The organism is Rodentibacter mrazii (assembly GCF_001998825.1).
Taxonomy (GTDB): Bacteria; Pseudomonadota; Gammaproteobacteria; order Enterobacterales; family Pasteurellaceae; genus Rodentibacter; species Rodentibacter mrazii.
The window spans coordinates 40,939-53,766 of sequence record NZ_MLHG01000051.1 but is presented as its reverse complement, the minus strand read 5'-3'; the positions used below and the strand labels follow the sequence as shown (position 1 = coordinate 53,766).

The window sequence follows — 12,828 nt, the reverse complement described above, 5'->3', positions numbered from 1 at the left end:
ATGATTTAGTAAGCCTAGCTAACATAATTAGTACTAAAGGTATGTTATTAAGAATAAAGTATTTTAGACACTAAAACGAGCTTTAACAAATTTTCAGATAATACCTTATCCTTTGTAAAAAGCTCGTTTTATTTTAATAAAGAAAGTCTAATAATTAAAATTCATCAAATTTCACTTCATCAACTAATTTCAAGGCTTTCTCATAATTTTTTGCGATAGTTTCCAATTTTAAGGTATCCGGTGTGAATGTTCCCCAACCTTTCACTAATTCAGAAGGTTCAACACCCGGTTTTACCGGATACTCATGGTTGAGCTGCGCATAAAGTTTCTGGGCTTTCTCACCACTTAAATATTCCACGAGTTTTACTGCATTTTCTTTATTCGGTGAATATTTTGCTAGTGCAACACCACTGATATTAACATGCGTACCATGTTTGCCCGCAGGGAAATTAATCACCGCAGATTCTGCCCAAGCTTTTTGTTTTTCATCATCTAACATTTTACCGTAGTAATAACTGTTGCCCAGTGAATAATCGCAAATCCCCTCTTTGATTGCTTTTACTTGATCGCGGTCACCACCTTGCGGTTTTTGTGCAAGATTTGCTTTTAACCCCTCTAAAAAGGCTTTGGTTTTTGCTTCACCATAGTGTTCGATCATTGAAGCAAAGAGCGAAACATTATAGGAATTTTTCCCTGAACGCACGCATACTTTACCTTTGAGTTCCGGTTTGGCTAAATCTAAATAATCAAAATCAGCAGGTAATTTCCCTACTCGATCTTTAGATGAATAAATGACACGTGCACGAGTTGTTAAACCATACCATTTACCATCAGAATCACGATATTGTGCGGGAATATTTTCATCTAAAATCTTAGAAGTAAACGACTGTGCTAAACCTTCATTGACGATTTGCATCACACGTGAAATATCCACTGTCAATAACACATCCGCAGGACTTAATTCGCCTTCTTGTTTCACTCGTTCAACTAAACCTTTATCGGCAAAAATGACATTCACTTTAATGCCGGTCTCTTTTTCAAAGTCCTTAAGCATAGGTTCGATGAGGTAGGGTTGACGATAAGAGTAAACATTCACTTCATTTGCTGCAAATGCGGAAGTTGAAAGCACTGCAGAAAGAGATAATGCAAGTGTCGTGAGGGATTTTTTCATTGGACTTTCTCCATATGGGTAGGTTTATTATTCAACAAGATTCTAAAAGGTTATCCAATCATCGTCAATAAGAATTATTATTATTTAGAAACTTTGAGAGTATTTTTATAATTTACTAAAACTCATCACTTTCAACTATGTCCCCAAAGGATGTTATCCATCTTTATAAAAATATTGCTAAAAAATCAACGACTAACCTTCTTTTCTTGATCTAACACAACAAAAGTTCAACTCTTTATCAATCTACCTCTTTTTGGTAGTTTATCTATTGTAATCACAATTAGATAATCCTCTACCCAGATAAGGTATAGATTATTCACGAAGGTAAACTAAATGAGCGTTAAAAACTTACCCCGCAGGCAGTTTTTACGAGGTAAATTTTTAGCATCATTACACAATGAAAACGAACAAAAACAAGGAGTTGAAGAAATTCTTCCTCCATGGTCCATCGCCAATAATGAATTTATTGATCAATGTACGCGCTGTGGTGATTGCTTGTCAGTTTGCGAAACAAAAATTTTGGTGAAAGGTTATGGGGGTTTTCCGGAGGTTCAGTTTGACAACGGTGAATGTACTTTTTGTAGAAAATGCGTTGAAATTTGTCAACAACCGATTTTTCGCCCATCAAATGAACAGCCTTGGGCACATAAAATTGAAATTGGTACAAATTGTTTAACACAACGAAATATTGAATGTCGTTCATGTCAAGACAGTTGTCCTGTAAGTTCTATTTATTTTCGTCTCCAAATGGGCGGTGTAGCCCAACCTTTTGTAAATATAGATACTTGTAATGGTTGCGGTGCTTGTTTACAAAAGTGTCCTGTTAATGCAATAAAAATCAATCATTTAAATTACAATGAATAAGAAAAACTTAACCGCTGAAGATACTCAGAATTGGCATGTGGTCGGACTAATCGTACAGGGAAATCCTAAAAAAATAGCGCAAATTCAGACCGCACTTTTGGAAATTGAGCATACCGAAATACCGACATTTGATGAAAAAATGGGTAAATTGGTCGTAGTGATGCAGTCTCATGATCAGCATATTCTGCTCGATAATATGGAAAGCGTGAACAACATTGATGGTGTAATTAACGTATCACTGATCTATCACGAACAAGACGAGCAGAAAAAATAATCTATTTTGTATATTGATTAATCTTGGGTGGCATAAATTCACCCTTAAAATATAAACCGAATTTTTAAAATCAACGTGTAACGTGGGGGTAAACGCAATGGGTCTAAGTCGTCGAGATTTTATGAAAGCCAATGCGGCTATGGCAGCGGCAACGGCGGCGGGATTAACCATCCCGGTCAAAAATGTGGTTGCGGCAGAATCCGAAATTAAATGGGATAAAGCCGTATGCCGTTTTTGTGGTACCGGCTGTGCCGTATTAGTGGGTACGAAAGATGGACGTGTTGTGGCGTCACAAGGTGATCCGGATGCAGAAGTAAACCGTGGTTTAAATTGCATTAAAGGTTACTTCTTACCGAAAATTATGTACGGTAAAGATCGCGTTACGCAACCTATGTTGCGGATGACCAACGGAAAATACGACAAGAATGGGGATTTTACCCCTGTTTCTTGGGATATTGCCTTTAAAACCATGGCTGAAAAATTCAAAGAAGCCTTTAAGAAAAATGGTCAAAATGCTGTGGGAATGTTCAGTTCCGGTCAATCGACCATTTGGGAAGGCTATGCAAAAAACAAACTTTGGAAAGCCGGCTTCCGTTCTAATAACGTCGATCCGAATGCCCGTCACTGTATGGCATCTGCGGCTGTTGCATTTATGCGTACCTTCGGCATGGATGAACCAATGGGTTGCTATGATGATATCGAACGTGCCGATGCGTTTGTACTTTGGGGTTCCAATATGGCAGAGATGCACCCAATCTTGTGGTCTCGTATTACGGATCGCCGCATTTCGAATCCTGATGTGAAAGTTGCCGTACTTTCCACTTTTGAACATCGTAGTTTTGAGCTTGCCGATCACGGTTTGGTGTTTACACCGCAAACCGATTTAGCCATTATGAACTACATCATTAACTATCTCATTCAAAATAATGCAATTAATTGGGATTTTGTTAATAAACACACTAAATTTAAACGTGGTGAAACCAATATCGGTTACGGTTTACGTCCTGAAAATCCGTTAGAGAAAGACACTAACCGTAAAACCGCAGGTAAAATGCACGATTCTTCATTTGAAGAATTAAAACAATTGGTATCGGAATATACCCTTGAAAAAGTAGCAGAAATGTCTGGTGTGGATAAAGCCCAACTTGAGAATTTGGCAAAACTTTATGCCGATCCAAATAAAAAAGTCGTGTCTTTTTGGACAATGGGCTTTAACCAACATACCCGTGGTGTATGGGCGAACCATCTGATCTATAACATTCATTTGCTGACCGGTAAAATTTCAATCCCGGGCTGTGGTCCTTTCTCTTTAACCGGTCAACCTTCTGCTTGCGGTACGGCTCGTGAAGTGGGCTCTTTCCCACACCGTTTACCGGCAGATTTAGTGGTAACCAATCCAAAACACCGTGAAACGGCAGAACGTATTTGGAAACTACCAAAAGGGACAATTTCCGAAAAAGTCGGTCTGGACACTATCGCCCAAGATCGTGCTATGCACGATGGCAAAATGAATGTTTTGTGGCAAATGTGTAACAACAATATGCAGGCAGGGCCAAATATCAATGGGGATCGTTTACCGGGTTGGCGTAAAGAAGGTAACTTCGTCGTAGTTTCCGATCCTTATCCAACGGTTTCCGCTTTATCTGCCGATTTAATCCTTCCTACGGCAATGTGGGTGGAAAAAGAGGGGGCATACGGTAATGCAGAACGCCGCACTCAATTCTGGCGCCAACAAGTAAAAGCACCGGGAGAAGCAAAATCCGACTTGTGGCAATTAATGGAATTTGCCAAATACTTCACAACAGATGAAATGTGGACAGAAGAATTACTTGCACAAATGCCGGAATATCGCGGAAAAACATTATATGACGTGCTATTCAAAAACGGACAAGTGGATAAATTCCCATTAAGTGAACTTGCCGAGGGGCAATTAAACGACGAATCAGCGCATTTTGGTTACTACGTACACAAAGGATTATTTGAAGAATACGCCGAATTTGGTCGAGGTCACGGTCATGATTTAGCACCGTTTGAGATGTACCATAAAGCCCGTGGATTACGTTGGCCGGTAGTAGATGGAAAAGAAACCTTATGGCGTTATCGTGAAGGTTACGATCCTTATGTCAAAGAAGGGGAAGGCGTAGCGTTTTACGGCTATCCGGATAAAAAAGCGATTATCCTTGCCGTGCCTTATGAGCCGCCGGCAGAATCACCGGATCAAGAATACGATTTATGGTTATCAACCGGTCGTGTGCTTGAACACTGGCACACCGGTACCATGACCCGTCGTGTCCCTGAATTACACCGTTCATTCCCAAATAACTTAGTGTGGATGAACCCGTTAGATGCGGAGGCCCGAGGGTTACGTCATGGGGATAAAATCAAAATCTCATCACGCCGTGGCGAGATGATTTCTTATTTAGACACACGCGGACGTAACAAACCGCCTCGCGGTTTAGTTTATACCACGTTCTTTGATGCAGGTCAGCTTGCCAATGCATTGACACTCGATGCAACAGACCCGATTTCAAAAGAAACCGACTTCAAAAAATGTGCGGTAAAAGTGGAAAAGGCTGCATAAAAACGACATAAAAAAACAACCGCACTTGTCACTAGAATAGGAAATGAAATATTCATTTCCTATTAAAAGTGCGATCAATATTTAAAGAGAAAATGAAAAAAACCACGCTAAATCCTGAACGCCGACGCTTTCTAAAAGAAACTACCCGAACAGCGGGTGGTCTTGTTGGCATAGGAATTTTGCTGGGGTTACAACAAAATCAAAGCTTAGCCCGTGAAGGTGTCGCGCTACGTCCACCGTTTGCCTTGCAAGACGCAAAAGCATTTTCTGCGGCTTGTATCCGCTGTGGTCAATGCGTGCAGGCTTGCCCTTACGATATGTTACATCTGGCATCGCTACTGTCACCAGTAGAAGCAGGGACGCCATACTTCATTGCACGCGATAAGCCCTGTGAAATGTGTCCCGATATTCCGTGCGCACACGTTTGTCCAAGCGGAGCGTTAGACCGCAATGCAACGGATATCAACGAATCACGTATGGGGTTATCCGTGTTGTTGGATCACGAAACCTGCTTGAACTGGCAAGGTTTACGCTGTGATGTATGCTATCGGGTTTGTCCGTTAATTGACAAAGCGATTACGTTGGAAAAACAACATAATCCTCGTTCGGATAAACATGCATTATTCATTCCGACAGTGCATTCCGATGCCTGCACCGGTTGTGGCAAATGCGAACAAGCCTGTGTGTTGGAAGAAGCGGCGATTAAGGTTTTACCGATGGAGCTTGCAAAAGGAATGTTGGGTAAACACTATCGCTTAAGTTGGGAAGAAAAGGAAAAAGCCGGTCATTCTCTTGCACCGAAAGATATTATTTCTTTACCTGCCCGCACACCGGAGGCTACAGCGATCCCTGATCCGGCAGAACCTGTTTTGGCACCAATTTTAGAGGTCACCAAATAATGGCAGCAAATGCACCTAAACATGCCGGCAGAGAAGCCCGCCAAAAATGGGGATGGTGGTATGCCAACCGCTTTTTATTTTGGCGACGTTTAAGCCAATTCAGCATTCTGGCGATGTTTTTAAGCGGTCCTTATTTAGGGGTATGGATCTTAAAAGGTAATTACAGTGGTAGTCTGTTGTTCGATACGATTCCTTTAAGTGATCCTTTAATTACAGCAGAAAGCCTCGCGACAGGCCATTTGCCCGATGTACTGACACTAATCGGCGCTGCAATTATTGTACTTTGCTACGCAGTACTAGGAAGTAAAGTTTTTTGTGGTTGGGTCTGCCCGCTAAATGTCGTGACTGATACCGCAGCATGGTTACGCCGTAAACTCGGTATTCGCCAAACGGCAAAACTCTCACGAGGGCTACGCTACGGTATTTTAGCGATGATTTTAGTCGGCAGTGCGGCAAGCGGAATGCTACTGTGGGAGTGGATTAACCCCGTTGCGGCACTAGGGCGTGCTTTTGTCTTTGGACTTGGCGCGACAACTTGGTTAATTGTAGTAATTTTTCTTTTTGATTTGTTGATTGTCGAACACGGTTGGTGCGGACATTTATGCCCAATCGGGGCGGCTTACGGTATTATTGGTGCCAAAAGTATTCTCCGAATTAAAGTCGTTGATCGCAGCAAATGTGACAACTGTATGGATTGCTATAATGTCTGTCCGGAAGCACAAGTGTTACGTTCACCTTTACACGGAAAAAAAGACGAAAGCCTACTTGTGCTTTCTAAAGATTGCATCAGCTGCGGACGTTGTATTGATGTTTGCGCTGAAAAAGTTTTCAAATTTTCAACTCGATTCAATCATTCAGGGGAGTGATTAAAATGACCAATCAGGTATCTAAAATTTTAGTGGGATTAATGACCGCACTTTTTGCCGGTTATTTAATGGCAAATGACGTTAAATCGATAGGTAAAGATTTAACCCAATCACCGGAAAATATTGCACCGGCATTTCACACTGCGCCACGTAACAGTGACTTACCGGCATTAAATTATGTGAACCAACCCCCAATGGTGCCGCATAGTGTGGCTAACTATCAAGTGACAAAAAATGTGAATCAATGCTTAAACTGTCATAGCCCTGAAAATTCACGTTTAAGCGGGGCAACCCGAATCAGTCCGACACACTTTATGGATCGTGACGGAAACATTGGCTCCAGCTCATCACCGCGCCGTTATTTTTGCTTACAATGCCATGTTTCTCAATCAAATGTCGATCCTATTGTGCCAAACGATTTCAAACCGATGAAAGGCTACGGTAACTAATAAGGAAAGATTATGTCAGAGAAAAAACCAAATTTCATCGTGCGCTTTTGGCATTGGTTTCGTAAACCGAGCCGTCTTGCGGTGGGAACAATCATTAGCTTGGCTTTTATTGGCGGCATTTTATCTTGGGTAGGATTCAATTACGGTTTAGAGAAAACAAATACCGAACAATTCTGCGCAAGTTGCCATATGAATGATGCCTATCCCGAATATCTCCACAGCGTGCATTACCAAACCCGTACCGGTGTGGGAGCAAGTTGTCCGGATTGTCACGTACCACACGAGTTCGGGCCGAAGATGAAACGTAAAATCATTGCGGCAAAAGAAGTCTATGCCCATTACACCGGCAAAGTGGATACGCTGGAAAAATTTAATCAACATCGTTTAGCCATGGCTCAAAACGAATGGGCACGAATGAAAGCCAATGATTCCCAAGAATGCCGTAATTGTCATAATGTGGATCGAATGAATTTCAATGAACAACGCCCTGTTGCGGCAAAAATGCACGAGAAAATCAAAACAGAGGGAAAAACCTGTATTGACTGTCATAAAGGTATTGCCCACCAGTTACCTGATATGAGCAATGTAGAATCCGGGTTTAAAAAAGAAACATCGGATAAAGCGGAAAAGTAATCAAATTTTGACCGCACTTTATATGAATAAAGGCACTTTTGGTGCCCATTTAATTTCCATAAAATGTTTCTATAATCAGAAATATATTTAAAGCCCGATACTTTCAACAAGATCGGGCTTTATTTCATCCTTAATAAAAAATATTAAGCTATTAATGTCATTTTTAGTTAATTTAGATAATCCCTAAACATTTTAACTGTGGCAGTTGATTTTCTACAAATCCATTGTAGATTCTTTCCATTCTGGCTTTTCCTTCCTCATCCTTTTCCAAGGTTTTCCCCTCTTCTGCCATAAACAAACCGTTTTCCTTTAATAAACTCCAAGCGAAATCCAATTGTTCTTTCTTCGTAAGCCCCTCAATATGGGCAAGTAAAAACCAACGTTGTACCATATCAAGATTGTATGCACCGCCGGTAACCGGGCTGGCAAGATAGTTAATATTAAATTGCGAAGAACGGGATTGTTCCAAGACATAGCGATTAAATGCTGTACAATGCGGGCGCGATTGCTCAATTGCGTCGTCCGATTGTACTACCGCCAAATTATTTTTACCGGCAAGGATAGCTAAAACCGTAAAAATATCCATTTCATTAAAACGACCTTTTAGTGCTTCAACAATATCTTTAACCAAGTGGACTTTATGATCATGCAGAATATCCAGTATGGGATTAAATAAATCCACATTCAAATCAACTGTCAAATGGCTTGAGGCTTTCATTTCAATTTGCTTACGAGGAGTATGTAGCAAGACACGCAATTTTTTCCATGCCTCTTTTTGCTCATAACCATTTAATCGACGTGCGCCTTTTACCCAAAAATCTTTGCGGAATTGTTTATTTAAGATAAAGTCTTTAACCGTTTGAGCAAATGATGGGGCACTAAAACCAGCCATAAACTCTCGTTGTTCTTGGTTATAGAGGGTTTCGTTAAAATCGTCTAAATAGTTACTGGAACAAGCGAAAGTCAATTTGGCGGATTCTAACCATTTTTGCATATCGGCAAAATACATCGGTTGCCAGTCTTTATTCAGATATTCGTGAGCTACATAATGTGGATCACTATTTTTAAGTCGTTCTACTCGAGAAAGTAATTCCGGTGATTTTTGTGTTAGATTGGGGCTTTGAGCAAATACTTTACCAACAAACTCTATACTATCCTTAATATTTTGTTGGCGACTATTAGAATGTGCAGTCATTGTATTATGATGTTGAAGCAATAAATGACGTACCGGCGATGGCGCAGACCAGCCCGGTAAGGTGTTATAACTGATATATAAAATGCCCCCGACTTTGAGTTTACGGCGAATAAAATCCACAACAATGGTACGATTTTCATCAGAAATCCAAGACCAGATACCATGCAAACCGATAAAATCAAATTCCGGTAAATCATCACGTTTGCAAAATTCATTAAACCCTTGATCAGCAATTAATGCGCCATTATTTGCCACCTCAGAAAGATAACAGGCAAAATTGGCTTGAGATGGATTAAAATCCGTTGCATACCATTTAGCATGACCGGCTGTCGCATGTACATTAACCGATATACCTTGCCCAAACCCTAGCTCACAAGCGTTATATTGAGAAGTTGAAATTGATTCCGGTAACGCAATCCCCGCCATTAAAAAAGGAACAATGGCATTATTGGGATTAAGTTCCGAATAATAGCCAAAAGTGTAGTTTATATCGCTAACATAGCCTTCCGACCAACTAGACATAAGAGATTCTCCTCATGAGTTTAAATAATTTTTATAAATATCGAACATGTTTACTTTGGTAATACATTAATAAAGCCCATGCACTATAACTTATTTTTAACTCATAGTCGTTAAAATTAGATGAATTTTTATATTTCTTTCCAGCCGGAACATTAAAAAGTGCGGTCATTTTTAACCGCACTTTTAGGTAAAATATCACTATTTCTTATTCTTTAGTTTTCGACTTTTCCATTTGCCCACTGATTTAGGAAACTGCTCAACATCCCCTGCCTCATTCCCCCAAGCAATACCAAATCGATTACGGTGTAATGAACGAATCGGGTAGGCATATAAATTCGGACAAGGCATCACCCCATAACCCGCTTTAATATTCTCCTCCACCGAAATAATTTTCATATTCTTGAATTTCCATTGTAATTCCAAACTTTCTTCATAACTTCCCATTTCAAATGAAGGAAGTGCCTTGATATGCGGGGCTTGTTCGGCAAAATAGCGTTCAATCTCTTTTTCTAATATTTCATCTTTCGGCAACCCACGGCAATATAATCCACTGTCAATCCAACCGAATAAAATCTTTTCTAGATATTCACAAATACTTGGACGGGTTTCCAGTGCTTTCATCATGCCGGCAATCCGTTCCGGCGGTGTATCAGGGTTCATAAAATCCACCAAAAAGCGTTTCAAGGTGGCTGCCGAACTTTTTTTATACAGATTTCGATTTAAGGTAAATATCATGCCTAGCATCGGTAACCACATGGTGTAATCCGACACCATCATTTGTGAACCCCGACGAAAGATGTTTATCTTATGGGGATACTCATACGGGTGGACCCAAAATATCACCATTGCACCGGTATTGATAATGTATTCCGGAAACGGGCGCATCAACTTATTGACTTCGGTTAAATAAAATTTTTTATTCACATAGGTATAAATAATGCTGCGTTTGCGATCAAAACGGACTCGCCGTTTGGCTGGCCAGAGGCAGTAGATCAAAAATAGAGCATATTTGCCTGCAATAAAGTAACCAACCCAAATATCGCCTTTATGGCGATCCCACATTCTAGCCATATATTCATCTTTAGTTTCCCCAAACCTTGTATAATTAGGATTATTATCATCTTCTATGCGCGAAAACTCTTTTTGAAAGCGGGTTTCAGGTTGAAATGCAAATTTTAGTTCTTGTATAGTAAGTGCTTGGTAACGAGGATCAATAAAATCATAATAAATCCCCCCCATCAGGATTATCCCAAGTATAATCTTTATCCATCCCCAGCGTTTTTCTTTCAATTCAATGGTATTTTCATCAGTTTTTCTAAACCAGCGGCGCATTAGGCGCTGCTCTTTTTTTGTTAACTCGTTTTGCATCATTTACTCCGAATAACCTTCTTCTATTGCTTTTTCCATCACAGCCTGTGCTTGTTGTTGGATTTCCTTCGTTTTATTTTGAAACTCCTCGCTGAAATAGACATCCTCAAAGGTGCCGCCTTCCTTATCGGTAAACTCTGCAACAATACGCACTTCTTTGATATGAATATTATTTTCGGCAAGGTGGAATCTGACTTCACCGGCAGCGCCTGCATAAAACCGTTTAATCGGCAGTGCCTGAGCGGATCCCCATTGATACAGGTTAATCACCAAATTATGTGTAGTTGGCTCAGTGCGTCTAAATTCGGCACAGCTAATGCGATAATAATCTTGACTGATTTTGCTGTTCCTTGTGAAAACAAAAGTGCGGTCATTTTTCTTGGCATTTCTTACTCTTATAAAAACACTCAAAATTTTAACCGCACTTTTGTTCATTAACTTAATAAATCATCTTTCTCTGAATACTTACCGTCTTCCAATTCGTTCCCCCAACCACCTATAAAGCCGCCGGAATGCATAGAACGTTTCGGGTATTCATATAAGTTCTTGTAAGGCACACGCTTAAACCCCAACGCTCGGTTCAGCTCCACAGTTTCAATAGTCAGGAAACCGCTTTTCAATGTAGTTTTCTCGCTAGGGTCTGCCCGCATACTGCAAGAGGGCAATGCTTTGATTTTCGGAGCCTGTTCCGTAAAGTATTTTTCAATCTCCGTTTCTAATACCTCATCTTTTGGTAACCCACGGCAATATAATCCACTGTCAATCCAACCGAATAAAATCTTTTCTAGATATTCACAAATACTTGGACGGGTTTCCAGTGCTTTCATCATACTTGCAATCCGTTCCGGTGGCGTATCGGGATTCATAAAATCCACCAAAAAGCGTTTCAAGGTGGCTGCCGAACTTCTTTTATACAGATTTTGATTTAAGGTAAATATCATACCTAGCATAGGTAACCACATGGTGTAATCCGACACCATCATTTGTGAACCCCGACGAAAGATGTTTATCTTATGGGGATACTCATACGGGTGGACCCAAAATATCACCATTGCACCGGTATTGATAATGTATTCAGGAAACGGGCGCATCAACTTATTTACTTCGGTTAAATAAAATTTTTTATTCACATAGGTATAAATAATGCTGCGTTTGCGATCAAAACGTACTCTCCGTTTGGCTGGCCAGAGGCAGTAAAGAAAAAATGAAAAATATAAACTTGTGAGAATGTAAATATAGCCAATAATCAGACTGGCTTTCTCTCTTCGATGTTCTTTCATTGATATAAGAAATTCTTCTTTGGTTTCTCCCCACCTTGTTAAATTAGGATCTTCATCAGATACTTCATACTCATATTGTTTTTCTGCCCATTTATCTGGTTGAAAGGTTAGTTCTACGTTACGCCAAGTCCATTCTTTATGGTTAAGATCAATAAAATTATAATAAATCCCCCCCATCAGGATTATCCCAAGTATAATCTTTATCCATCCCCAACGTTTTTCTTTCAACTCAATGGTATTTTCACCAGTCTTTCTAAACCAACGACGCATTAGGCGTTGCTCTTTTTTTGTTAATTCATTTTGCATTACTTACTCCGAGTAGCCTTCATCTATTGCTGTTTCCATTGCAGCTAGCGCTCGTTGTTGGATTTCCTTCGTTTTATTTTCAAACTCTTCACTGAAATAAACATCCTCAAAGGTGCCGCCTTCCTTATCCGTAAACTCCGCAATAATACGAATATCTTCTATGTGGATATTATTCTCGGCAAGATAAAATGTGACTTCACTGGGAGCTCCTGCATAAAACCGTTTAATCGGTTGTGCTTGAGCTGAACCCCATTGATACAGGTTAATGACCAGATTATGTGTGGTTGGCTCTGTACGTCTAAATTCGGCACAGCTAATACGGTAATAACCTTGGCTGATTTTGCTGTTCCTTGTGAAAACAAAAGTGCGGTCATTTTTCTCGGTATTTCTTACTCTTACAAAAACACTCAAAATTTTAAC

13 protein-coding genes are annotated in these 12,828 nt (G+C 40.1%); 7 read left to right on the top strand and 6 right to left on the bottom strand.

All coding sequences use genetic code 11. The features are described from left to right. Positions 1-154: 154 nt before the first annotated feature. Complete coding sequence (locus tag BKK47_RS08270; RefSeq protein WP_077494382.1) at positions 155-1,171, bottom strand: Fe(3+) ABC transporter substrate-binding protein; 1,017 nt, start codon at positions 1,169-1,171, stop codon at positions 155-157. A 333-nt stretch (positions 1,172-1,504) separates the two neighbouring features. On the opposite strand from BKK47_RS08270, the gene napF reads away from it, so the two are divergent. The 7 genes from napF to BKK47_RS08235 all read left to right on the top strand — a co-directional run bounded on the left by napF (position 1,505) and on the right by BKK47_RS08235 (position 7,737). Then, the gene (gene napF, locus BKK47_RS08265) at positions 1,505-2,035 is read left to right on the top strand and encodes a ferredoxin-type protein NapF (protein WP_077494381.1); all 531 of its coding nucleotides are present in this window, start codon (positions 1,505-1,507) and stop codon (positions 2,033-2,035) included. Next, the gene (locus tag BKK47_RS08260; protein ID WP_077494380.1) at positions 2,028-2,309 is read left to right on the top strand and encodes a chaperone NapD; all 282 of its coding nucleotides are present in this window, start codon (positions 2,028-2,030) and stop codon (positions 2,307-2,309) included. The genes napF and BKK47_RS08260 overlap by 8 nt, the downstream gene beginning before the upstream one ends. 97 nt (positions 2,310-2,406) lie before the next feature. Further along, positions 2,407-4,890 (top strand): nitrate reductase catalytic subunit NapA, encoded by a 2,484-nt coding sequence (napA, locus tag BKK47_RS08255; protein WP_077494379.1) that lies wholly within the window; start codon positions 2,407-2,409, stop codon positions 4,888-4,890. Between the two features lie 92 nt (positions 4,891-4,982). Then, a complete protein-coding gene (gene napG / locus BKK47_RS08250) occupies positions 4,983-5,789 on the top strand; it encodes a ferredoxin-type protein NapG (RefSeq protein WP_077494378.1) in 807 nt (268 codons plus the stop codon). After that, positions 5,789-6,655 carry a quinol dehydrogenase ferredoxin subunit NapH gene (napH, locus tag BKK47_RS08245; RefSeq protein WP_077494377.1) on the top strand — a complete coding sequence of 289 codons (867 nt, stop codon included), beginning with the start codon at positions 5,789-5,791 and terminating at the stop codon, positions 6,653-6,655. Before napG ends, napH begins: the two co-directional genes overlap by 1 nt. Positions 6,656-6,660: 5 nt before the next feature. Further along, positions 6,661-7,104: a nitrate reductase cytochrome c-type subunit gene (locus BKK47_RS08240; protein ID WP_077494376.1), complete on the top strand. Its 444-nt coding sequence runs from the start codon at positions 6,661-6,663 to the stop codon at positions 7,102-7,104. Between the two features lie 12 nt (positions 7,105-7,116). Further along, entirely contained in the window at positions 7,117-7,737 is a 621-nt protein-coding gene (locus tag BKK47_RS08235; RefSeq protein WP_077494375.1) for a cytochrome c3 family protein, read from the top strand. Between the two features lie 172 nt (positions 7,738-7,909). Here BKK47_RS08235 and BKK47_RS08230 read toward each other — a convergent pair whose 3' ends face one another. The 5 genes from BKK47_RS08230 to BKK47_RS08210 form a co-directional block, all read right to left on the bottom strand. Beyond that, positions 7,910-9,454 carry a methyltransferase regulatory domain-containing protein gene (locus BKK47_RS08230; RefSeq protein WP_077494374.1) on the bottom strand — a complete coding sequence of 515 codons (1,545 nt, stop codon included), beginning with the start codon at positions 9,452-9,454 and terminating at the stop codon, positions 7,910-7,912. A gap of 198 nt (positions 9,455-9,652) precedes the next feature. Next, the gene (locus BKK47_RS08225) at positions 9,653-10,822 is read right to left on the bottom strand and encodes a hypothetical protein (RefSeq protein WP_077494373.1); all 1,170 of its coding nucleotides are present in this window, start codon (positions 10,820-10,822) and stop codon (positions 9,653-9,655) included. Between the two features lie 3 nt (positions 10,823-10,825). Continuing rightward, complete coding sequence (locus BKK47_RS08220; RefSeq protein WP_244149126.1) at positions 10,826-11,257, bottom strand: hypothetical protein; 432 nt, start codon at positions 11,255-11,257, stop codon at positions 10,826-10,828. Then, a complete protein-coding gene (locus BKK47_RS08215) occupies positions 11,257-12,408 on the bottom strand; it encodes a hypothetical protein (RefSeq protein WP_077494372.1) in 1,152 nt (383 codons plus the stop codon). Before BKK47_RS08215 ends, BKK47_RS08220 begins: the two co-directional genes overlap by 1 nt. A 3-nt stretch (positions 12,409-12,411) precedes the next feature. Beyond that, positions 12,412-12,819 (bottom strand): hypothetical protein, encoded by a 408-nt coding sequence (locus BKK47_RS08210; RefSeq protein WP_244149125.1) that lies wholly within the window; start codon positions 12,817-12,819, stop codon positions 12,412-12,414. Between the last annotated feature and the right edge of the window lie 9 nt (positions 12,820-12,828).

What these genes read in the sequence shown, in the direction of transcription:
- BKK47_RS08270 (WP_077494382.1), bottom strand. Translation starts at nt 1,171, where the DNA reads ATGAAAAAATCCCTCACGACACTTGCATTATCTCTTTCTGCAGTGCTT.
- napF (WP_077494381.1), top strand. Translation starts at nt 1,505, where the DNA reads ATGAGCGTTAAAAACTTACCCCGCAGGCAGTTTTTACGAGGTAAATTT.
- BKK47_RS08260 (WP_077494380.1), top strand. Translation starts at nt 2,028, where the DNA reads ATGAATAAGAAAAACTTAACCGCTGAAGATACTCAGAATTGGCATGTG.
- napA (WP_077494379.1), top strand. Translation starts at nt 2,407, where the DNA reads ATGGGTCTAAGTCGTCGAGATTTTATGAAAGCCAATGCGGCTATGGCA.
- napG (WP_077494378.1), top strand. Translation starts at nt 4,983, where the DNA reads ATGAAAAAAACCACGCTAAATCCTGAACGCCGACGCTTTCTAAAAGAA.
- napH (WP_077494377.1), top strand. Translation starts at nt 5,789, where the DNA reads ATGGCAGCAAATGCACCTAAACATGCCGGCAGAGAAGCCCGCCAAAAA.
- BKK47_RS08240 (WP_077494376.1), top strand. Translation starts at nt 6,661, where the DNA reads ATGACCAATCAGGTATCTAAAATTTTAGTGGGATTAATGACCGCACTT.
- BKK47_RS08235 (WP_077494375.1), top strand. Translation starts at nt 7,117, where the DNA reads ATGTCAGAGAAAAAACCAAATTTCATCGTGCGCTTTTGGCATTGGTTT.
- BKK47_RS08230 (WP_077494374.1), bottom strand. Translation starts at nt 9,454, where the DNA reads ATGTCTAGTTGGTCGGAAGGCTATGTTAGCGATATAAACTACACTTTT.
- BKK47_RS08225 (WP_077494373.1), bottom strand. Translation starts at nt 10,822, where the DNA reads ATGCAAAACGAGTTAACAAAAAAAGAGCAGCGCCTAATGCGCCGCTGG.
- BKK47_RS08220 (WP_244149126.1), bottom strand. Translation starts at nt 11,257, where the DNA reads ATGAACAAAAGTGCGGTTAAAATTTTGAGTGTTTTTATAAGAGTAAGA.
- BKK47_RS08215 (WP_077494372.1), bottom strand. Translation starts at nt 12,408, where the DNA reads ATGCAAAATGAATTAACAAAAAAAGAGCAACGCCTAATGCGTCGTTGG.